This is a genomic window from Pseudomonas sp. NPDC089530 (genome assembly GCF_050280705.1).
Taxonomy (GTDB): domain Bacteria; phylum Pseudomonadota; class Gammaproteobacteria; order Pseudomonadales; family Pseudomonadaceae; genus Aquipseudomonas.
Map to the genome: position 1 here is coordinate 1 of NZ_JBNNVU010000097.1, position 21,380 is coordinate 21,380.

22 protein-coding genes are annotated in these 21,380 nt (G+C 63.8%); 5 read left to right on the forward strand and 17 right to left on the reverse strand.

What is annotated here, in order from left to right:
- From bamD to ACQKQA_RS25520, 3 genes are all read left to right on the forward strand, one after another.
- Positions 1–698 (forward strand): outer membrane protein assembly factor BamD (bamD, locus tag ACQKQA_RS25510; protein ID WP_427563736.1); only part of this gene is annotated, 698 nt, incomplete at its 5' end.
- Positions 699–838: 140 nt separating this feature from the next.
- On the forward strand, positions 839–1,072 hold the full coding sequence (locus ACQKQA_RS25515; protein ID WP_427563738.1) for a PP0621 family protein: 234 nt from the start codon (positions 839–841) through the stop codon (positions 1,070–1,072).
- A 183-nt stretch (positions 1,073–1,255) separates the two neighbouring features.
- A complete protein-coding gene (locus tag ACQKQA_RS25520) occupies positions 1,256–2,578 on the forward strand; it encodes a sigma-54-dependent transcriptional regulator (RefSeq protein ID WP_427563740.1) in 1,323 nt (440 codons plus the stop codon).
- Here ACQKQA_RS25520 and thiO read toward each other — a convergent pair.
- Genes thiO through ACQKQA_RS25555 form a run of 7 tightly spaced genes read right to left on the reverse strand, consistent with a single transcriptional unit; the run spans position 2,575 to position 9,321 of the window.
- A complete protein-coding gene (gene thiO, locus ACQKQA_RS25525) occupies positions 2,575–3,675 on the reverse strand; it encodes a glycine oxidase ThiO (RefSeq protein WP_427563742.1) in 1,101 nt (366 codons plus the stop codon). The two genes, ACQKQA_RS25520 and thiO, sit on opposite strands and share 4 nt — an antisense overlap.
- Before the next feature lie 55 nt (positions 3,676–3,730).
- Positions 3,731–4,132, reverse strand: a complete 402-nt coding sequence (locus tag ACQKQA_RS25530) for a type IV pilin protein (RefSeq protein WP_427563744.1) — start codon at positions 4,130–4,132, stop codon at positions 3,731–3,733.
- 13 nt (positions 4,133–4,145) lie between these two features.
- Entirely contained in the window at positions 4,146–7,229 is a 3,084-nt protein-coding gene (locus ACQKQA_RS25535) for a pilus assembly protein (protein ID WP_427563746.1), read from the reverse strand.
- Positions 7,216–7,692 (reverse strand): pilus assembly PilX family protein, encoded by a 477-nt coding sequence (locus ACQKQA_RS25540; protein ID WP_427563748.1) that lies wholly within the window; start codon positions 7,690–7,692, stop codon positions 7,216–7,218. The genes ACQKQA_RS25535 and ACQKQA_RS25540 overlap by 14 nt, the downstream gene beginning before the upstream one ends.
- An 11-nt stretch (positions 7,693–7,703) precedes the next feature.
- Positions 7,704–8,414, reverse strand: a complete 711-nt coding sequence (locus ACQKQA_RS25545; protein ID WP_427563750.1) for a PilW family protein — start codon at positions 8,412–8,414, stop codon at positions 7,704–7,706.
- The gene (gene pilV / locus ACQKQA_RS25550; RefSeq protein ID WP_427563752.1) at positions 8,411–8,854 is read right to left on the reverse strand and encodes a type IV pilus modification protein PilV; all 444 of its coding nucleotides are present in this window, start codon (positions 8,852–8,854) and stop codon (positions 8,411–8,413) included. The genes ACQKQA_RS25545 and pilV overlap by 4 nt, the downstream gene beginning before the upstream one ends.
- The gene (locus ACQKQA_RS25555; RefSeq protein WP_427563754.1) at positions 8,851–9,321 is read right to left on the reverse strand and encodes a GspH/FimT family pseudopilin; all 471 of its coding nucleotides are present in this window, start codon (positions 9,319–9,321) and stop codon (positions 8,851–8,853) included. The genes pilV and ACQKQA_RS25555 overlap by 4 nt, the downstream gene beginning before the upstream one ends.
- A 133-nt stretch (positions 9,322–9,454) precedes the next feature.
- Between ACQKQA_RS25555 and ACQKQA_RS25560 the strand changes: the two genes are divergently transcribed.
- Complete coding sequence (locus ACQKQA_RS25560; RefSeq protein ID WP_427563756.1) at positions 9,455–9,979, forward strand: GspH/FimT family pseudopilin; 525 nt, start codon at positions 9,455–9,457, stop codon at positions 9,977–9,979.
- Here ACQKQA_RS25560 and ispH read toward each other — a convergent pair whose 3' ends face one another.
- The 6 genes from ispH to murJ all read right to left on the reverse strand — a co-directional run bounded on the left by ispH (position 9,980) and on the right by murJ (position 17,458).
- A complete protein-coding gene (ispH, locus tag ACQKQA_RS25565; protein ID WP_427563758.1) occupies positions 9,980–10,927 on the reverse strand; it encodes a 4-hydroxy-3-methylbut-2-enyl diphosphate reductase in 948 nt (315 codons plus the stop codon).
- A 123-nt stretch (positions 10,928–11,050) separates the two neighbouring features.
- Entirely contained in the window at positions 11,051–11,503 is a 453-nt protein-coding gene (gene fkpB / locus ACQKQA_RS25570) for an FKBP-type peptidyl-prolyl cis-trans isomerase (RefSeq protein WP_097305158.1), read from the reverse strand.
- Entirely contained in the window at positions 11,496–12,008 is a 513-nt protein-coding gene (gene lspA / locus ACQKQA_RS25575; RefSeq protein WP_427563760.1) for a signal peptidase II, read from the reverse strand. The genes fkpB and lspA overlap by 8 nt, the downstream gene beginning before the upstream one ends.
- Positions 12,001–14,832 (reverse strand): isoleucine--tRNA ligase, encoded by a 2,832-nt coding sequence (gene ileS, locus ACQKQA_RS25580; RefSeq protein WP_427563761.1) that lies wholly within the window; start codon positions 14,830–14,832, stop codon positions 12,001–12,003. The genes lspA and ileS overlap by 8 nt, the downstream gene beginning before the upstream one ends.
- A gap of 13 nt (positions 14,833–14,845) precedes the next feature.
- Positions 14,846–15,790 carry a bifunctional riboflavin kinase/FAD synthetase gene (ribF, locus tag ACQKQA_RS25585; RefSeq protein ID WP_427563763.1) on the reverse strand — a complete coding sequence of 315 codons (945 nt, stop codon included), beginning with the start codon at positions 15,788–15,790 and terminating at the stop codon, positions 14,846–14,848.
- A gap of 129 nt (positions 15,791–15,919) precedes the next feature.
- Complete coding sequence (gene murJ / locus ACQKQA_RS25590) at positions 15,920–17,458, reverse strand: murein biosynthesis integral membrane protein MurJ (RefSeq protein WP_427563765.1); 1,539 nt, start codon at positions 17,456–17,458, stop codon at positions 15,920–15,922.
- A gap of 253 nt (positions 17,459–17,711) precedes the next feature.
- Here murJ and rpsT point away from each other — a divergent pair, with 253 nt between their 5' ends.
- On the forward strand, positions 17,712–17,990 hold the full coding sequence (rpsT, locus tag ACQKQA_RS25595; RefSeq protein WP_009050949.1) for a 30S ribosomal protein S20: 279 nt from the start codon (positions 17,712–17,714) through the stop codon (positions 17,988–17,990).
- Between the two features lie 142 nt (positions 17,991–18,132).
- On the opposite strand, the gene ACQKQA_RS25600 is transcribed toward rpsT, so the two are convergent.
- From ACQKQA_RS25600 to ACQKQA_RS25615, 4 genes are all read right to left on the reverse strand, one after another.
- A complete protein-coding gene (locus ACQKQA_RS25600; RefSeq protein ID WP_427563767.1) occupies positions 18,133–18,597 on the reverse strand; it encodes a CreA family protein in 465 nt (154 codons plus the stop codon).
- Between the two features lie 10 nt (positions 18,598–18,607).
- Positions 18,608–19,726: a glutamate 5-kinase gene (proB, locus tag ACQKQA_RS25605; RefSeq protein WP_007924743.1), complete on the reverse strand. Its 1,119-nt coding sequence runs from the start codon at positions 19,724–19,726 to the stop codon at positions 18,608–18,610.
- 120 nt (positions 19,727–19,846) lie between these two features.
- A complete protein-coding gene (cgtA, locus tag ACQKQA_RS25610; protein WP_427563768.1) occupies positions 19,847–21,070 on the reverse strand; it encodes an Obg family GTPase CgtA in 1,224 nt (407 codons plus the stop codon).
- A gap of 193 nt (positions 21,071–21,263) precedes the next feature.
- Positions 21,264–21,380 (reverse strand): 50S ribosomal protein L27 (locus ACQKQA_RS25615; RefSeq protein ID WP_427563770.1); only part of this gene is annotated, 117 nt, incomplete at its 5' end.

Sequence of the window (21,380 nt, forward strand, 5' to 3'; positions counted from 1 at the left end):
GTGGTCTCCAACCACAGCATGTTCGACTACGGCTCGCAGCCGATAATCAAGGTGCTGGGCAACCGGTTTTTCGGCGGCCGGGTGCCGCCCGCGACTCCTACAACGAGTTCGCCCAGCTCACCAGCCGCTTCCCGAACAGCCGCTACGCGCCGGACGCCAAGCAGCGCATGATTTACCTGCGTAACCTGCTGGCTTCCTACGAAATCCACGTGGCCGACTACTACCTGACCCGTCAGGCCTACGTCGCCGCCGCCAACCGTGGCCGTTACGTGGTGGAAAACTTCCAGGAAACCCCGTCGGTCGGCGATGGCCTGGCAGTGATGACCGAGGCCTACCAGCGCCTGCACCTGGACGAACTGGCCGCCACCAGCCTGGAAACCCTGAAACTCAACTACCCGAATCACCCGAGCCTGGTCGATGGCCAGTTCGTGCCACGGGTCGCCGAGGCGGACAACCGCTCCTGGCTGAGCAAGGCCACCCTGGGCCTGATCGAGTCCCGTCCACCGCTGCCGCCGGGAGAAACCCGCGCCAACCAGGACGTGATGAAGCAGTACCAGGACGCCAAGGACGCCATCCCGGCCGAGCTCAAGCCCAAGGACGCCAATGGCGATGCTGTCGAAGAAGAGCAGCATGAAGCCGAAGGCAACAACAGCGACCGCTCCTGGTTCAGCTACATGACCTTCGGCGTGTTCGACTGACACCGCTGTGGTAACAGAAAAGGGAGACTTTCGAGTCTCCCTTTTTTTGTCCGCGGATTTCTTCGTCAGCATCGATTGCCCTGTGCGCCCGGCATGACCTTGGCTAAACTGCCGGTTCCTCACTCATATAGCTGGCCACCATGCTTCGTTTACTGTTCTGGATCGCTCTGATTGCTGCCGCGGTATGGCTCTGGCGCAAGTTCAAGCAGCCCGCCTCCGGCGCCGCTGCCCCCCGTGAACCCAACGCCGCCCCCATGGTGCGCTGCGCCCATTGTGGCGTGCACCTGCCCCGCGACCGGGCGCTGAGCCTCGAACAACAGTGGTATTGCAGCCAGGCGCACCTGAAGCAAGGCCCGGATTCCCGCAATCGCTGAACCTGGTCTTTCGACAGCGGCGCCGGCTCTCTCGACAGCACGGCGTCGCTGAATAATTCGCTACAAAAAACCGTCCCCCCACCCTCCCCCTTCTGCCCCTGAGCAGGCCAAGCCTGCCTAGACTTCTTCGACACACGCCAGGATGGCACCCCTCTTTCGCTCACGGATGAAGCAGCAAGCGGCATGAGCCCACGGCAAAAGGTCCTGATCGTAGATGGCGATCCGGGCGTTCGCGAATATCTGGAAATCAGCCTCGGCCGGATGCAGCGCCATACCCGCAGCGCCCGCACCCTGGGCGAAGCCCGTCGCTGGCTGGAACGGGAAGGTTTCGACCTGTGCCTGAGCGACCTGCACTTGCCCGACGGCACAGGGCTGGAACTGCTGGAGCACATCCAGCACCAGCAACTGCCCATGCCACTGGCGATCCTCAGCGCCAGCACCCGCCAGGAAACCGCGGCCCAGGCCCTGCAGGCCGGTGCCATCGACGTCCTGAGCAAACCCGTGGCCCTGGCCCGCTTGCGCGAACTGCTGAACGGCGCCCAGCCCAAAGCAGCACTCTCAGGCAACCGCTCGCTGCTCGGCGATTCGGCGCCCATGCAGGAACTGCGCGAGCAGATCGGCAAGCTGGCCCGCAGCCAGGCCGCGATTTACATCAGCGGCGAATCCGGAAGCGGCAAGGAGCTGGTCGCCCGCGCGCTCCACGACCAGGGCCCACGGGCCAGCCGGGCCTTCGTAGCAGTCAACTGCGGGGCCATTCCGTCGGAGCTGATGGAAAGCGAGTTCTTCGGCCATCGCAAAGGCAGCTTCAGTGGCGCCGTCGAAGACCATCCCGGCCTGTTCCAGGCGGCGAACGGCGGCACGCTGTTTCTCGATGAGGTGGCCGACCTGCCACTGGCGATGCAGGTCAAGCTGCTGCGCGCACTGCAGCAGAAAGCGGTGCGCCGGGTCGGCGGGCAACAGGAAGTCCAGGTCGATGTGCGCATCCTCTGCGCCACCCATAAGCCGCTGCAGGCGGAAGTGCAGGCCGGGCGCTTTCGCCAGGACCTCTACTACCGCCTGAACGTGATCGAACTGCCCGTCCCACCATTACGGGAACGCCGGGACGATATCGAACCGCTGGCCCGCGTCATCCTCGAACGCCTGGCCCGGGACAACGACCAGCCACCGGCACGGTTACAGCCGGGCGCGCTGCTGGCCCTCCAGGGCCATGACTTTCCCGGCAACGTGCGCGAACTGGAAAACCTGCTCGAACGGGCCCATACCCTGTGCGACAACCGGCTGATCGAAAGCCCCGACCTGCGCCTCGCGCCCAACGGCGCCCACCCGGCCATCGCGCCCGGGCCTACGCCCGTCATCGACCTCGCAGACCATCTGCAAGCCGTCGAGCGCCGGCTGATCCTCCAGGCCCTGGAGCAGACGCGCTGGAACCGCACGGCGGCGGCCCGGCGCCTGAGCCTGTCGTTGCGCTCGATGCGCTATCGACTTAAGAAACTCGGCCTGGACTAGATCCGGCCGGCCGGCGCATAAGGCGTCGGGTCGATGATCGGTTCCCGGCCCAACATCAGGTCGGCGAACAACTGGCAGGAGGCCGGCGCCAGCACCAGGCCATTGCGGTAATGCCCGCAGTTCAGCCACAGCCCCGCCAGCCCCGGCACCGGCCCGATATAGGGAATGCCCTCGGGCGAGCCAGGACGCAACCCCGCCCAATGCCCCACCACCTCGGCCTGCGCCAGCGCCGGGATCAGCTCGACGGCCGAAGCCTTGAGGCCTTCCAGGGCCGAAGCGGTCGGCGTCTTGTCGAAGCCTTCGTGCTCCAGGGTGCTGCCGATCAGGATATGGCCGTCGCGCCGGGGAATCGCGTATCGCCCCTTGGCCAGGACCATGCAGGACAGAAAGTCCGAGGCGCATTTATAGAGAATCATCTGGCCTTTGACCGGCTCCACCGGCAATGCCAGGCCCAGGCTCTGCAACAGCTCGCCACTCCAGGCCCCCGCTGCCAGCACCACCTGGTCGCCACGGATTTCACCCTGGGCGGTCCGCACCCCAAGGATGCGCTCACCCTCGCGGATAAAGCCGCTGACTTGGCACTGTTCATGAATCGTCACCGTCGGCAGCGCCGTCAGGGCGGCCCTCAGGGATTTGACCAGGCGCGGGTTGCGCACATTGGCGACGTCGGCCATGTAGATCGCCCGCGAGAAGCCGCCGCCCAGCACCGGCACCGCGTCATGGGCCACCGAGATATCCACGGCGCTCAATGGCCGCTGCTCCCGCCGGGCCCAGGCCAGCGCCTCGGCTTCGTCGTCCAGGTCCAGCCAGTACAGACCGGTGGTGTGCACCTCGGGATCGACCCCGGTGCTCGCGAACAGATGTTCGGCCAGCTGTGGATAAAAGTCCTGGGACCAATGCGCCAGCGCCGTGACTGCCGGGCTGTAGCGCCAGGGGTACAAGGGCGAGACGATCCCGCCACCGGCCCAGGACGACTCCTGGCCGACATTCGAGCGCTCGAGCAGCACCACCCGCTGCCCGGCGGACGCCAGATTGAACGCCGTCAACAGGCCAATCACGCCACCGCCGACAATCACCACTTGCTGTTGCATTGCCATAGTCCAGTCCAGGAAATGAAAAACACTGGGCGCCATCGGCACCCGACAAACTTGTTCAGCGTCCCCAGCACTCTTGGCTGGTCACCCCGTCGGCCAGGTTGTTGTTACCCATGGCGCCAGTGTGGCTCAGGGTGAACTCGCCGCACTTGTCGCCGGCCATCATGCCGTCGCTTTTCGGCGTCGCGGTCAGGGTAAAGCTCTGGTCGGCCAGGACTGGCGCGATGCTGTAGTCATCGTTGCCAGCGCTGAGGCCCGGCGCGTTGCTGTAGACCCCCCCCTTGGAATGAAAACGCTCAAGGCTCTGCGCCTGCTCGGACAGCAGCCCGGCGATTTGCGTGCGATGGGTTTTCTTCACGTACTCGGTGATGCTGGGAAGGCTCAGGGTGACGACGAGCCCGATGATCGCAATCACGATCATGACTTCGATCAGGGTAAAACCTTGGTTGGATCTGCGCATGCCTCACTCTCACTTACTGTATTTGTCGCCACATGATGCGGCGGCTGCCACCGCCCGGTTTTTCGACCAGCGAGGCGATACCGCCGCCGGAATCGCTGACGATCTTGCGGGTGGCGCGCTCGAGAACGCCGCTCAACGCTGGAATGCCACCGGTGAAGATGACGCCGCTGGAAGGCGTGTCCAGGCTGTCGACCACTTCGTCGCCGTTGGTGTCGAGCACCGCGTCGGCGAGCATCTTACCGCTGAATGCGTCCAGCTCGACCAATTTGCCGCTGGCCGCGCTGGAACAAGGATCGACCGCCTCGACCGCGGCGGTGCTGAAAACGATACGCCCGGCCACCAGGGTGGCCGGGTCGATAACCCGCTCCCCTCTCGACGCCGCCCCCTCGCTCAAGGGCAGGTACCAGCCCTTCTGCTGCGGATAGCTGACCTCCGCCCGGGTGCTGGTGATATAGCCGCCCGCGCTGCCGGAGAACGACCCGGTGAGCGCTTGCGCCTGCAGACTCTCCACGGTGAGACGGCCCGCCCCACCCGGGGCATCCCAGACCGCGTAAAAACCCTGGGAATCGTTGCTGCGCTTGTCGGCAAGCTCGCTGAACTTGCCGGTACCGAACAGCACCAGCTTGCCCCCCTCGGGATGGTCCACCAGCAACGGCTGCGCGGTGACCGGCTGACGCGCCCCCCCGGGCGCGCTGAACAGCGGCGCACCACCAAAGGCCAGGCCCCAGTTATCGGGTGCCGCCGCACTCAGGTCGAACTTCCACAGCCGCCCCTGGAGATCGCCGCCATAGGCCGCCTGGACCACGTTCCGGCTGTCCACCCGCAGCTTTACCGAGGACAGTCCGTTACCCTGCCCGTGGCCATCGATGACGATTTTCCTGATCAGCGAACCGTCGCGAATATCCACCACATACAAGGCGGCGACCCCGGAATGGCTGCCATAACCATTGCCGATAAAGGCCGCCCAGCGCCCATCGGCCAAGCGTGCCACTTCCGGGCGGGCGTAGGCATAACCCAGATCATTGAATGGATGGGCGCTATCGGCTACGGCTGGCGCGGCGATTTCCCACAGGGCCTGGGGCGTATTGCCGGCCTGGCCATACAGCTGCAGCGCATAAAACACCTTGCCTCCCGCCCCTGCGCCTGCCAGCGCCAGGGTTGCCCAGGCCGTGCCGAGCTGGGCATCGAAGACCCCCACCGGACCGTCGGCCAGAAACCGGTGACGCTGGCCATTGCCGTAGCCGGGGTCGGCGACGTACCGCAGCAGCGGCAACGCACTGGAGGGCATATAGGCGTAACGGCGCACGCCATTGGCCGCGTCGATCAGCGACAGTAAGCCGTCATTGGCGTTGACCAGCAGGCTCGGGCGCATGCCCTGGGCCTTGCTCGCCAGGTAGGTGCTGTAACCGCTGTCGCCCTGCAGGTCGGCGGCGTCCCGCGCGGTCGGCGTGGCCACGGCCAGCGGCGAATGGACGATATCCCCCAGCAACCGGCTACGCACCCTGAGCCCCGCCCGGCCTGCCCCCTGGCTCCACGCCAGCAGATCGGCCGCAGTGATGCCCGGCGGCAGATTCTGGCCGAGCGCTGCCTGCTGCGTGCTGGACAGTTGGTCCTGACGCAAGGCCACAACGCTCCTGCTGGTGCTGTTCCAGGTCTGGAAGACTCCCGGCGGCGCACCGGGCACCAGGGTCGAATCCGTACTCCATAGCGGTGTCCGGGTGTCGATCGCGCCGCCGGGGCCGATGTTGTACGCCCTGATGGTGCCATGCCAGTCGGATGGGTCATAGGAGGCCTGGAAGTAACTCGAACCGCTGGCCAGCCCGACAGCCCCGGCCGTGACGCCGCCAGCCTGGCCGGCCTCGGCCGCCACCTCGCCCAGCGCCGAAGCCAGTGCCGCGTCGAGGTCCGCCCGGTCCGTCACCGGGTAGAACCGGCCCCGGCCATAGCTCGCCGCGTCCAGCAGCATGGGATACCGCGTATCGAGACCGATGGTGTAAGTGTTCAGGTACTGTTGTGCAAAGCCCGCCGAGTCCCAGCTCTTGCCCGCGATGTCCATGCCCGCCGAGCGCATGTCGATATCCGCCGCCAGCTTGGCGACATCATCCAGGTACAGGCTGCTGCCCTCCTCGTTGCCCCCCGGGTTGCTACCGTCATTGGCCACCCCGTCCCAATCGGGCAGGCCGCTGCTGCCTTGGGGATCACGAACGGGAAAACTGTGGTCGTAGCTGGGCAGGCCATCGGTCAGCACCAGGCTGTAGTTGCGCTGGCAGCGGTATTGGATCGGGCTGTCATAGGTGGACGGCGTGCTGTTGTAGTAAGGCGCCATGCCGCGAAAATAGCGGCTGACCTCGTAATAGGTTTCCGCCAGCGGCGCCCCGGCCGAGGCCCTGAGCCCGTCGATGGCGGACTGCAATGCCCGGTAATTGCCGTCCACCTGGGCCTGGCCGACCTGATCGCCGACCGGCGCCAGATCATCGACGGCCCGCACGATCCGCCCCCCGGGGCCCAGGTCGTTGCCTACCGGCGGGTTGAAACTCGCCAGGCCGATGCGCAGCGCGCGATTGCCCGCCACCAGCCTGCTGGCGGCGTCGCGCACCAGGCTCATGCGGTCCTGAACCGGAATCGAGCCATCGGTGAAATCCCGGTCGCGACCGTCGGCCAGGGCGATCAGATAGGCCAGGTAAGCCGCCGGATAGCGGGTGCTGCCGCTCCCCGCCGGATCGGGCAGCTTGAGGCACAGCGGCCGGGCGTCGCCGCGGTAGAAGCCGACACGCCCCACGGTGCAGCCCGCCTGGCTCAGGCTGGCGAGGGCTATCGACTCCGGCCCCAGGCTCGCGCCGGCCAGGCATTCACCGGCCTGCATCCGGCACGGCCTGACCGGCGCCCGCTCCTGCCCAGGATCGAAACCCGGCGCGTAGACGATGCTGTTCATGCTCTGCGAGTCGTCGAGCAGCAGCATCACGTTCGGTGCCACCGCCGCGGCATTCGCCAGCGGAACCTGGGCCGGGGCGAAGCCATGGGCCGTGGCACCGAGGCCCGGCAAAGTGCCCAGCAGCAGCGCCCCAAGGCGCCGTCTCCAGGCTTCAATACTTGGCATAGATGCTCTCCAGAACGCTGCGCGAATGGCCGGCCAATCCCACGGCGGTCACCCGGTACAGGGTCGCGGAGGTGTTGCTCGGCACATTGACCGCCCCCAGCGTCGTACCGATGTTCTGCACCCCGTAAAAACCGTTGCCGGTGGCGATCCAGGTCACCCCCGAATGGCTGTTGTGCCCCGCGGCGCTGACCACCGCGGACTCACCGGGCGGCGCGCACTGGCCACCGCTGCAGACCGGCAAGGCATAACGCTCCTGCTGCACCGCGCTCTCGCCGATGCGCAGGGCCATCTCCGCCGCCTGGAACGACTGATTGCGCAACCACAGGCCGCCGGACATCTTTTCCTGCAACGTGGCGTTCTGCATCGACGAAATGCCGATCAGGGTCAGCAGCAACAGAAACACCAGGCTCAGCAGCAGCGCCATGCCACGCTGCGCCTTGGGGACCGTTCGGTACAGGCTCATCGGTAACTCACTCACAGCAGGCGATTGCGCAAGGCCGCCACCACATTGAAGGTCTGCGGCCGCACACGGGCCTGGGGGTCACTCAGGGTCAGGCTCAAGCGCACGCTGCGGATCCGCGCCGGGTCGCCAGGGTCGTGGCTGTAGCTGGAAGCTGCGATATCCGTGGCCGTGCTGGCGATGCCGAACGACACCTCGAAAGCGCTGACATGGTTCACCAGTACCGCCTGGCTGGACCCGGTGCCAGTCCCCATCAGCAGTTGATCGTTCTTCAGGCTGTACACCAGACGCCGCACCGCGAATGCCTGTTGCCCGGTGGCGGCCTGGCGGGCGCCGCTATAGGCGGTGGCGCTGTTGCGGCAATCGGACAGCACGGTCCAGGTCGGGGTGCCGCCACTGTCGCCGATATCGGCCGTGACCAGAGTCAGTCGGTGGTTGGCGTTGTCCCAGAGGATCGGTGCCTGCTGATGCCCGGCAAAGTCCGAAGCACTGCTGGCATCGGCGATGCTCTGCAGGCAGCCGAACATGCCGACCATGCGTATTTCCTGGACCATCTTGCTCAGCACGAAACGCGCGTCTTCCTGCAGGCTGGCCGAGGCGCTCTGGCTGAGGTAGGTGTTTTTCGCCGCGATGAAGATCTGCGTCGCGCCCAAGGTCACGATCAGGCTCAGGGCCAGCGCCACCAGCATTTCCACCAGGCCGAAGCCCCTGACTGCCCGCCTCATGGCTGGCCTCCCGGGTCCACCGCCACCCGGCTGCTCAGGACAAAACTGCGAGGGCCTTCAGCGGAATGAGCAGCGCGCGCGTCATCCCAGGTGATGCTGATGGTGAACACCCCTTGCTTGAGGCTGATGTGGCCCTCGGCGGTGGGCCCGCCAAAGCTCTCGATATTGCGCGTGAAGTCATAGAGATCCTGGTCCCGCACCACGCTGAAATTGCCTGCGGCGGGTGCGGCCACGGTGTAGTCCGCGGCGCTGTTGGCGCGAATGCGGTCGAGCATGTCATAGGCGATGAAGCTGGCCTGGCTGGCCATCAAGGCACTGTCGGTATAGCGCAAGGCATTGAGCTGTACCGCCGCCGCACCGAGCAGGCCCACACCGAGAATCAGCACCGCCACCAGCACCTCGATCAGCATCATGCCCGTCTGCCCGCGCCTGCCCGTCATTTGCACTCCCCATCCACGGCTATCCGTCCATTCAGGCACAGGGTGATCGTCCTGCGTTGCTCGCCCAGTGCGTAGGTCATGACCGGCGGGACTTCTGCCGACACCCCGCCCAGTGCGTTAAAAACGATGCAGTCGAATCCAGAGGTTAGCGTCAGGCGAGCACCGCGACTGACTGCGGGAACAACCCGCAATACATTCACTGCCAGCCCGTCGCCTTGGTAAATCGACAGCCCCCGGCTCCAGTCCGCATCGACGGCAACCGGGCGCAGGTGAACGGACACCCCCCGATCGATCGCCTCCAGACGCGCGTAATTCAAGCTGCGCAGCAGTTCGCTGAGGTCGCTGTCGGCCTTGGAGCGCTGCGCCATCTGACTGAATACCGGCACCGCCAGGGTCGACAAAACCAGCGAAACGGCCAGAACGAGCAACAACTCGAGCAGCGTGAATCCCTCTGTGCGGTAACCCATGCCATCCCCTTGAGCAGCCAGGGGCTATAACTGCCCCTGGTACTTCGAACCTTCATAGACCGAGCGTTCGCGGTTTTGCTCAATGGCCGGACAAGGAATGTCCCGGCCGGTTATCCACCAGGGAGGGAAAGGCATGTGGCAGAAGGGGTTCGGCCTGATCGAAATATTCGTCGGCCTGGCGCTGGCCAGCCTGTTGATGCTGTTCGCCAGCACATCGTTCGGGGAGTTGCTCCAGTCGACACGCCGGCTGGACGTCGCGCAGATGCTGGCCAGCGGTATCCGCCATGCGCGCACCGAGGCCATCCTGCGTCAGCAGCGCATCGTGATCCATGGGCTGAACGACGACTGGAGCCAGGGCTGGCGGATCATTCTGGATATCAGTGGCGAAGGCGCACAGGACGAGGATAACCCGGTGCTGCTCGAACGCCGGGCAGACGCCAGGGTGGCGGTTGTCGGTAATCGCCCGGTGCAGCATTTCGTGCGTTTCAGTGGTTTGGGGGAGCCGTTGCTGCCCAGTGGCGCCTTCCAGGCCGGGACGCTGCATGTCTGTGCCGCCAACCCGGGGGCCAGTGTGCATCAGGTGGTGCTGTCCCGCAGTGGCCGCGTCAGCCTGCGCAGCGATCAGGCCGCGCAGGCGTTATGCGAAAGACCAGGCTGATCAGAGCAGCGAACGGACGCGCAGTTCTTTGGGCATGGAGAAGGTGATGTTTTCTTCGCGGCCGGCCAGTTCGTCGGCGCCGGTGGCGCCCCAGGCGTGCAATTGCTCGATCACCCCGCGCACCAGCACCTCGGGAGCCGAAGCCCCGGCGGTGATGCCGATGCGCTCGACGCCATCGAACCAGCTGCGCTGCATGTCCTCGGCACCGTCGATCAGGTACGCCGGAGTGGCCATGCGTTCGGCCAGCTCCCGCAGGCGGTTGGAGTTGGAGCTGTTCGGGCTACCCACCACCAGCACCACATCGCACTCGTCGGCCAGTTGCTTGACCGCGTCCTGGCGGTTCTGGGTGGCGTAGCAGATGTCGTCCTTGCGCGGCCCGCCAATGGCCGGGAAGCGCTGGCGCAAGGCGTCGATGACCCGGCTGGTGTCGTCCATCGACAAGGTGGTCTGGGTCACGAACGCCAGATTTTCAGGGTTGCGTACCTGCAGTTCGGCGACGTCTTGCTCGTCTTCCACCAGGTAGATGGCGCCGCCATTGCTGATGTCGTACTGGCCCATGGTGCCTTCGACTTCCGGGTGGCCGGCATGGCCGATCAGGATGCATTCGCGAGCGTCGCGGCTATAGCGCGCCACTTCGATGTGCACCTTGGTCACCAGCGGGCAGGTCGCATCGAAGACCTTCAGGCCCCGTCCCGCCGCTTCGCTGCGCACGGCCTGGGAAACGCCGTGGGCGCTGAAGATGACGATGACGTCGTCCGGCACCTGGTCCAGCTCTTCGACGAAGACCGCACCGCGAGCACGCAGGTCTTCGACGACGAATTTGTTGTGCACCACTTCATGACGCACATAGATCGGCGGTCCGAAGACCTCCAGGGCGCGATTGACGATTTCGATCGCGCGATCCACGCCAGCGCAGAAGCCACGGGGGTTGGCGAGTTTGATTTGCATGCTGTGCCTCGTGTCTTGCGGGCAAGGAATAATCATGGCAACCGCTTCGCGGTTGATCGCGAGCCCGCTTGTTCCTGCAGAAACGCCACGGTCCCAGCAGGAGCGAACACGCTCGCGATGCCGTTAAAGCGCTTTGACGTCGATGATCTCGACATCGAAGGTCAAGGTTTTACCGGCCAACGGGTGGTTGAAGTCGACCGTCACCTGGGCGTCGTCGAACGCCTTGACCACACCGGGCAGCTCGGTATTCGCCGCATCGTTGAAGATCACCAGCAGGCCTTCGGACAGTTCCATGTCCTGGAACTGCGAACGCGGGATGATCTGCACGTTTTGCGGGTTCGGCTGGCCGAAGGCATTTTCCGGTTCGATGGTCAGGTTACGCTTGTCGCCGGCCTTGAAACCGAACAGCGCCGCTTCGAAACCTGGCAGCAGGTTGCCGTCACCGACCTTGAACGTCGCCGGGGCCTTGTCGAAGGTGCTGTCCACCGTGTCGCCGTTCTCCAGGCGCAATGCGAAGTGCAAAGTGACTTCCGTGTTCTGGCCGATGCGTTGCCCAGCCAATACCTGTTCAGTCATGAACGGTTTCTCCGGTTTTCTTGCTTTTGAACATATCCAGCGCAAGCATCACCGCACCCACGCTGATGGCGCTGTCGGCGAAGTTGAACGCCGGGAAGTACCAGCGGTTCTGCCAATGCACCAGGATGAAGTCGATCACATGGCCCAGGGCGATGCGGTCGTACAGGTTGCCCAGCGCGCCACCCAGCACCAGTGCCAGGGCGACCGCCAGCCAGGTTTCGTTGCGCCCCAGGCGCTTGAGCCAGACCACCAGCACCGCGCTGACCACGACCGCGATCAGGGCGAACAACCAGCGCTGCCAGCCCGAGCTGTCCGCCAGGAAGCTGAACGCCGCGCCGGTGTTGTAGGCCAGGGTCCAGCTGAAGTAATCCGGGATCACCACGATCTGCTGGTACATCGACAGCGAGCTTTCGAAGTGCAGCTTGCTGGCCTGGTCGATGACCAGCACCAGCACGCTCAACCACAGCCAGCCCAGACGGCCGAAACGGCCCGCGGCCTTAGGCATAGTGACGAACCTCGCCTTCGCCGCTGATGTTGTCGACGCAGCGACCGCAGATTTCCGGGTGCTCAGGGTGCACGCCGACGTCTTCGCGGCAGTGCCAGCAACGGGCGCACTTGGCGAAGCTCGACTTGACCACTTTCAGCTTGAGGCCGGCAACTTCGGTTTCCACCGCGTCCGCCGGGGCCTGCACGAAAGGTGCGACGCTGGCGGTGGAGGTGATCAGCACGAAGCGCAGCTCGTTGCTCAGCTTGGCCAGGTCGGCCGACAGCGAGTCTTCGGCGTACAGGGTCACTTCGGCCTGCAGGTTGCCGCCCACCGCTTTCGCCGCGCGCTGGTTCTCCAGTTCCTTGTTGACCGCGACCTTGACCGCCATGATCCGCTCCCAGTAGGCGCGATCCAGCTCGAAGCCTTCCGGCAGCTCGCTGAGGCCCTGGTACCAGGTGTTGAGCATCACCGACTCGTTGCGCTCGCCCGGCAGGTATTGCCACAGCTCGTCGGCGGTGAAGGCGAGGATCGGCGCGATCCAGCGCACCAGCGCTTCGGAGATGTGGAACAGCGCGGTCTGGCACGAACGACGGGCCTTGCTGTTGGCGCCAGTGGTGTACTGGCGGTCCTTGATGATGTCCAGGTAGAAGCCGCCCAGCTCCTGTACGCAGAAGTTGTGCACCTTGGAGTAGACGTTCCAGAAGCGGTATTCGCCGTAATGCAGTTCCAGCTCGCGCTGCAGCAGCAGGGTACGGTCCACGGCCCAACGGTCCAGCGCGAGCATTTCCTCGGCCGGCAGCAGGTCGGTCGCCGGGTTGAAGCCGCTCAGGTTGGAGAGCAGGAAGCGCGCGGTGTTGCGGATACGCCGGTAGGCGTCGGCGCTGCGCTGCAGAATCTGGTCGGAAACCGCCATTTCACCCGAGTAATCGGTGGCCGAAACCCACAGGCGCATGATGTCGGCGCCCAGGGTGTCGTTGACCTTCTGCGGCGCGATCACGTTGCCCAGGGACTTGGACATCTTGCGGCCGTTCTCATCGACGGTGAAACCGTGGGTCAGCAACTCGCGATACGGCGCATTGCCGTCGATCGCGCAGCCGGTCAGCAGGGACGAGTGGAACCAGCCGCGGTGCTGGTCGGAACCTTCCAGGTACAGGTCGGCGCGCGGGCCGCTGGCGTGGCCCATCGGGTGCGAATCGCGCAGGACGTGCCAGTGGGTGGTACCGGAGTCGAACCAGACGTCCAGGGTGTCGCTGATCTTGTCGTATTGCGGGGCTTCGTCGCCGAGCAATTCGGCCGCGTCCATCTTGAACCAGGCTTCGATGCCTTCCAGCTCGACGCGCTTGGCCACTTCTTCCATCAGTTCGACGGTACGTGGATGCAGCTCACCGCTTTCCTTGTGCAGGAAGAACGGGATCGGCACGCCCCAGTTACGCTGGCGGGAGATGCACCAGTCCGGGCGGTTGGCGATCATCGAATGCAGGCGCGCCTGGCCCCAGGCTGGAATGAACTGGGTCTCTTCGATGGCCTGCAACGCGCGCTGGCGCAGGTTGTCGCCGCTGGTTGGCTGCTTGTCCATGCCGACGAACCACTGCGCGGTGGCGCGGTAGATCAGCGGGGTCTTGTGGCGCCAGCAGTGCATGTAGCTGTGGCTGATGGTTTCGGTGTGCATCAGCGCGCCGACTTCGGTCAGCTTGTCGACGATGGCCGGGTTGGCCTTCCAGATGAACTGGCCGCCGAAGAACTCCAGCGACGAGGCGTACACGCCGTTGCTCTGCACCGGATTGAGGATGTCGTCGTTGACCATGCCGTAACGCTTGCAGGTCACGAAGTCGTCTTCACCGTAGGCTGGCGAGGAGTGAACCACGCCGGTACCGGCGCCCAGCTCGACGTAGTCGGCCAGGTACACCGGCGACAGACGGTCGTAGAACGGGTGACGGAAGTTGATCAGTTCCAGGGCCGAGCCCGGCGCGGTGGCGATCACCGAACCTTCCAGGCTGTAGCGGGCCAGGCAGGATTCCACCAGCTCTTCGGCCAGGACCAGCAACTTGTCGCCAGCGTCGACCAGGGCGTAGTTGAACTCCGGGTGAACGTTCAGTGCCTGGTTGGCCGGGATGGTCCAGGGGGTGGTGGTCCAGATCACGATCGCAGCCGGCTTGGCCAGCTTGGCCAGGCCGAAGGCGGCGGCCAGCTTGTCTTCGTCGGCGATCGGGAAGGCCACGTCGATGGTCGAGGACTTCTTGTCCTGGTACTCGACTTCCGCCTCGGCCAGGGCCGAACCGCAATCGAAGCACCAGTTCACCGGCTTGAGGCCCTTGAACACGAAACCGCCCTTGACCATTTCCGCCAGTGCACGGATCTCGCCGGCTTCGTTGGTGAAGTTCATGGTCTTGTAGGGGTTGGCCCAGTCGCCCAGCACGCCCAGGCGGATGAACTCGGCCTTCTGGCCTTCGATCTGCTCAGAAGCGTAGGCGCGGCACAGCTCACGGGTCTTGTCCGAGGACAGGTTCTTGCCGTGGGTGACTTCGACCTTGTGCTCGATCGGCAGGCCGTGGCAATCCCAGCCCGGGACATAAGGCGCGTCGAAGCCCGCCAGGGTCTTCGAGCGGATGATCATGTCCTTGAGAATCTTGTTGACCGCATGACCGATGTGAATCGAGCCGTTGGCGTAGGGCGGACCGTCGTGAAGAACGAACTTCGGACGATCCTTGCCAATTTCGCGCAACTTACCGTACAGGCCAATGCTGTCCCAGCGCTGTAGAATCTGCGGTTCGCGCTGAGGCAGGCCGGCCTTCATTGGGAAGGCGGTGTCCGGAAGGTTTAGCGTGGCTTTATAGTCGGTCATTTAAGGCTCTTCATTAGCGATTGGCGCTAGGGGTACGTGCCAATGCGGCACGGGCGGCGGCGATATCCGCGTTGATCGCCGTCTTCAACGCCTCCAGAGAGGCGAAACGCTGCTCTTCACGCAGCTTGTGGTGGAAAACCACCGTCAAACGCCGGTCATACAGATCGCCGGCAAAATCTAAAAGATGAATCTCCAGGTGGGCCTTGCCATCACCTGCAACGGTCGGTCGTACGCCGATATTGGCGACGCCCGGCCAGGCCTTGCCGTCGATCTCGACATCGACCAGGTACACCCCGGACAGCGGAACACGACGACGCTTGAGCTGCACGTTGGCGGTAGGCGTGCCCAACTGGCGTGCCAGCTTCTGCCCGTGCAGCACCCGCCCGGCAATACGGAACGGTCGACCGAGCAGGCGCTCGGCCAAGACGAAATCGGCGGCCGCCAGCGCGTTGCGGACCTGGGTGCTGCTGACGCGCAGGCCATCCAGCTCTACGGTCTGCGCGGCCTCGACGGTGAAACCGTGGACACTGCCGGCCTTTTGCAGGAACGCAAAGTCACCGACCCGGTCACAGCCGAAACGAAAATCGTCGCCGACTTCCAGATGCTGTACACCCAGGCCGTCGACCAGGATCGTCTCGACGAACTCGTTGGCGCTGAGCTTGCTCAAACGCTGATTGAACGCCAGGCACAAGACCCGGTCGACGCCCGCTTCGGCCAGCAGTTGCAGCTTGTCGCGCAAGCGCGCCAGGCGAGCCGGAGCGGTATCCGGGGCGAAGAACTCCCGCGGCTGCGGCTCGAATATCACCACGCAACTGGGCACGCCCAACTCGAGCGCGCGCTCCCGCAGCCGGCCCAGGATAGCCTGGTGACCACGGTGAACACCGTCGAAGTTGCCAATAGTGGCGACACAGCCCCGATGCTGGGGGCGCAGGTTGTGAAGGCCTCGGACCAGCTGCATAACGCGCTTCTTGCTCATAAAGTGGTCGATTATAACCACACCCGACGGCCGGTGACAGGCAACAGCACGCGCCAAAGTGATCGAACCGACAAAACCACCGCCCGGCGGGCCCTCAAGGCCCCGGGCGCCTCAGTGCAACGCCTTGCGATTGAAGTCGCGCAGACGGAAGCCAAGCAATGCCAGCATGCCGAAATAGGCCACGACGCCCGCCCCCACCAACACGCCCAGACGCAGGAAACGCGCCAGCATGTGGCCCTGGTCCCAGGCCGGCATGAAGTGCATCAATCCCAGCAGCACCGCCGACATCACGCTCACCGCCACGACCAGCTTGAAAGCGAACAGGCCCCACCCCGGCTGCGGCAGGAACATCTGCTGCTTGCGCAACTGGTAAAACAGCAAGCCGGCGTTGATGCAGGCCCCGGCACTGATGGCCAGCGCCAGGCCCGCATGCTTCAGCGGGCCGATGAACGCCAGGTTCAGCAATTGCGTGACGACCAGGGTAAAGATTGCGATTTTCACCGGCGTGCGGATGTTCTGCTGGGCATAGAAGCCCGGCGCCAGGACCTTGATCATGATGATCGCCAGCAGGCCCACCGAGTAGGCCACCAGCGCCCGCTGCGTCATAGCCGCATCGAACGCACTGAACTGGCCGTACTGGAATAGCGACACCGTCAAAGGCTCCGCCAGGATCCCCAGCGCCAGGGCGCAAGGCAGCACCAGCATGAGGCACAGCCGCAGCCCCCAATCGAGAATCCGCGAGTACTCGTGGCGATCCTTGTTGGCATAGGTCTTGGCCAGCGTCGGCAGCAGGATCGTTCCCAGCGCCACCCCCAGCACCCCGGAAGGCAGTTCCATCAGGCGGTCGGCGTAGTACATCCAGGACACCGACCCCGCCACCAGGAACGAAGCGAAGATGGTATTGATGATCAACGAAATCTGGCTCACCGAGACCCCGACAATGGCCGGCAGCATCTGCTTCAACACCCGCCAGACCCCACTGTCGCGCAGGTTCAGGCGCGGCAGCACGAGCATGCCGATCTTTTTCAGGTGCGGCAGCTGATACAGCAATTGCGCCAGGCCACCGGCCAGCACCGCCCAGCCCAGGGCCATGACCGGCGGATCGAAATAAGGCGTCAGGAACACCGAGAAGAGGATCATGGCGACGTTCAGCAGCGTCGGCACGAACGCCGGGACCGAGAAGCGGTTCCAGGTATTGAGGATCGCCCCCGCCAGCGAAGACAGCGAGATCAGCAATATATAAGGAAAGGTCACCCGCAACAGATCGGTGGTCAGCGCGAACTTTTCCGGAGTGTCGACAAACCCCGGCGCCGTCGCCCAGATCACCCAGGGCGCGGCGATGATCCCCAGCGCCGTCACCAGCGCCAGCACCAGCGTCAACAGGCCGGACACATAGGCAATAAAGGTGCGGGTCGCCTCTTCGCCCTGCTGGTTCTTGTATTCCGCCAGGATCGGCACGAAGGCCTGGGAAAAGGCGCCCTCGGCGAAAATGCGGCGCAGCAGGTTGGGCAATTTGAAGGCGATGAAGAAGGCGTCCGTCGCCATTCCGGCGCCAAACGCTCGCGCGATGATGGTATCGCGAACGAACCCCAGAACCCGGGAAAGCATGGTGATAGAGCTGACGGCGGCCAACGATTTGAGCAGGTTCATGAAAAGGTTTTTTGCCTGTAGATAAACAGCAGGCGAACTATGCGCCTACTTGTGCGATACTCCGCGCCGCAACAGCACAGAGCCAAAGCTCGCGAGTTTACAGGTCAAGCGCCGGAAATAAATATCCCGCCTCTTCAGATCCAACCACTCAGCGGAACGCATCAGCTGCCCTTGACAAGCCTTCAACTCATCGGCATGATTCGCGGCCTATTTTGTTTGCTATTTCCTAAAAAGTCTTTCGAGGAGCTCGACGGTGGCCAACTCACCTTCCGCCAAAAAACGTGCAAAACAGGCTGAGAAGCGTCGCAGCCACAACGCCAGCCTGCGTTCCATGGTTCGTACCTACATCAAGAATGTAGTTAAAGCCATCGACGCAAAAGACGCCGAAAAAGCGCAAGCCGCTTACGTTCTGGCCGTGCCAGTAATCGACCGCATGGCCGATAAAGGCATCATCCACAAGAACAAAGCTGCTCGCCATAAAGGCCGCCTGAATGGCCACATCAAGGCTCTGAAGCTCGCTGCTGCAGCCTAAGCGACACGCTTGTTGAAAAACCGACCCCAGGGTCGGTTTTTTATTGCCTGCGATTTGGCGCTTTCAGCGGCAGGCCGCCACCGCGAACAAGCTCGCCCCTACAGGGCTCACGCAACCCCTGCAGGAGCAAGCTCGACAGGTATTACGGAGTCTGCGCCCAAGGCAGAATCGGGATCGCCGTCACCGCGTTCTGCGGGCTACCCTCGATCAGGCGATCGCTGTAGACCAGATACACCAGGGTATTGCGCTTCTTGTCGAGGAAACGCACCACCTGCATGGTCTTGAACACCAGCGAAGTGCGCTCCTTGAACACCTCTTCGCCATCCTTGAGCTCACCCTTGAAGCTGATCGACCCGACCTGACGACAGGCGATGGATGCCTCGGCACGATCCTCCGCCAAGCCCAGGCCACCCTTCACACCACCAGTCTTGGCGCGCGACAGGTAGCAGGTCACCCCCTCCACCTTCGGATCGTCGAAAGCCTCGACCACAATGCGATCGTTAGGCCCGACGAACTTGAACACCGTGGACACCTGGCCGATCTCCTCGGCGGACGCCAGCAGCGGCATCGCCAACAACAACCCCAACAGTCCTTTTGCTACGCGCATTGGCTTTTCCTTAGACCAGAATCAGGTTGTCACGGTGAACCAGCTCGGGCTCAGCCATGTACCCCAATAAACCGACAATCGCATCAGAGGACTGACCGATGATCTTTTGCGCCTCCAGAGCGCTGTAGTTGGCCAAGCCGCGGGCAATCTCACGCCCGTCCGGCGCCACGCACACCACCATTTCGCCACGACGAAAGCTGCCCTGAACCAGCTTGACGCCCACCGGCAGCAAACTCTTGTTGCCCTGGGACAAGGCCGACACCGCGCCATCATCCAGCACCAGGGTGCCGCGGGTCTGCAGATGCCCTGCAAGCCATTGCTTGCGCGCCGCCAGCATGCCGCGCTCGGGCGACAGCAAGGTACCCAGGCGCTCACCCGCTTTAAGACGATCCAGCACCCGCTCCAGACGCCCACCGACAATGATCGTGTGCGCCCCGGAACGAGCCGCCAGACGCGCTGCGCGCAGCTTGGTCTGCATGCCGCCACGCCCCAGCGCACCACCCGTGCCGCCCGCCACGGCATCCAGCGCCGGATCATCGGCGCGCGCCTCATAAATCAGCTGCGCATCGGGATTGTTGCGCGGGTCCGCGTCAAACATGCCGTCGCGATCGGTGAGAATCACCAGCAAATCGGCCTCGACCAGGTTGGCGACCAGTGCAGCCAGGGTATCGTTATCGCCGAAACGGATCTCGTCGGTGACCACGGTGTCGTTCTCATTGATGACCGGGATCACCTTGAGCTCGACCAATGCGCGCAAGGTACTGCGGGCGTTCAGGTAACGCTTGCGGTCGGAGAGGTCGTCATGGGTCAGCAGAATCTGCGCCGTGTGCAAGCCATGCTCAGCAAAGCTCGATTCCCAGGCCTGCACCAACCCCATCTGGCCAATGGCCGCGGCAGCCTGCAGCTCATGCATCGCACTCGGTCGTGCGGTCCAGCCCAGGCGACTCATACCGGCCGCCACCGCGCCGGAGGAAACCAATACCAGCTCGACGCCCGCCTCGTGCAAGGCCACCATCTGCTCGACCCAAACGCCCATTGCCGCGCGATCCAGCCCCTTGCCGTCCGCCGTCAGCAGCGCACTGCCGATCTTCACGACCCAGCGCTGCGCACCTGTCACCTTACTCCGCATCTTCTTCAACCTTAGCTTGAGAGCCACGCGACCGAGCGCGCCCATAAGTTATTCGTGGCTACGTTTCCCGGATACTAAAACGCCGCTCGGTGAGCGGCGCTTGTAGTTTACTGCAACGAATCAGTCGCGGACGTAAATGATTTCCGGACCGTCTTCGTCATCCACATCTTCTTCATCCCAATCGTCGTCGCCGATGTCATGCACGCTCTTCACGCCGCTGCGGCGCAGGGCACGCTGATCGTCCAGCGCCTGCAGCTGGGCACGCGCCTCATCTTCGATCCGCTGATCGAGCTCAGCCAGCTCGTCGGCATAAGCCGGGTCAGCCGCCAGACGATCGGCACGATCCTCCAGGTAACGCATGATGTCGCGACTCAGGCGCTCGGTACCGTCTTTGGAGATGGCCGAGATCACGTACACCGGACCGGCCCACTCCAGGCGATCGACGATCTCCTTGACCCGAGCCTCGTGCTCTTCCTCAAGGATCTGGTCGCATTTGTTCAGCACCAGCCAACGATCACGCTCGGCCAGGGACGGACTGAACTTGGCCAGCTCATTGACAATGACCTCCGCCGCATCGGCCGGGCTGCTTTCATCCAGCGGCGCCATGTCCACGAGGTGCAGCAGCAGACGGGTACGCGCCAGGTGCTTGAGGAAACGAATCCCCAGGCCCGCGCCATCCGAAGCCCCTTCGATCAGACCCGGGATGTCGGCGATCACAAAGCTCTTCCAGCGATCGACACTGACCACACCCAGGTTCGGCACCAGGGTCGTGAACGGGTAGTCGGCCACCTTGGGCTTGGCCGCGGAAACCGAGCGAATGAAGGTGCTCTTGCCCGCATTCGGCAAGCCCAGCAGACCAACGTCCGCCAGCACTTTCAACTCCAACTTCAGGTCGCGCTGCTCACCCGGCTTGCCCGGAGTGGTCTGGCGCGGCGCACGGTTGGTACTGGACTTGAAACGGGTGTTACCCAGACCATGCCAGCCGCCCTGCACCACCATCAGGCGCTGACCGGCCTTGGTCAGATCCCCGATCACTTCCTGGGTGCCGGCGTCGATCACCGTGGTGCCGACCGGCACGCGCAGCTCGAGGTCTTCACCCTTCTTGCCGGTGCAATCGGTACTGCCGCCATTGGAGCCACGCTCGGCATCGAAGTGACGGGTGTAGCGGTAGTCCACCAGGGTGTTGAGGTTTTCGTCGGCGACCATGAAGATCGAGCCGCCATCACCGCCATCACCACCGTTCGGACCACCGTTTTCGATGAATTTTTCCCGACGGAAACTCATGCAGCCATTGCCGCCGTCGCCAGCTTTTACTCGGATCGAAACTTCATCAACGAACTTCATAACAAAATGCCTCTCGCCGCACGGGCGAGCCAAAAAACCAAGACATAAGACTCTTGCAAAAATGAGCGCAGCGACCCCGATCAACGGCCTTAACGTCCAGCGCTGGCAGCCCATACAAACAGTTTTGCAAGAGACTCACCCCACAAACGAAAAAGCCCCGTCGCAAGACAGGGCTTTTCCAGCGTTCGCGCAATTAAGCTGCGACAACGCTCACGTAACGACGACCGAAGGCGCCTTTTACTTCAAACTTGATCACGCCTTCGATTTTCGCGAACAGGGTGTGATCTTTACCCATGCCAACGCCGTAGCC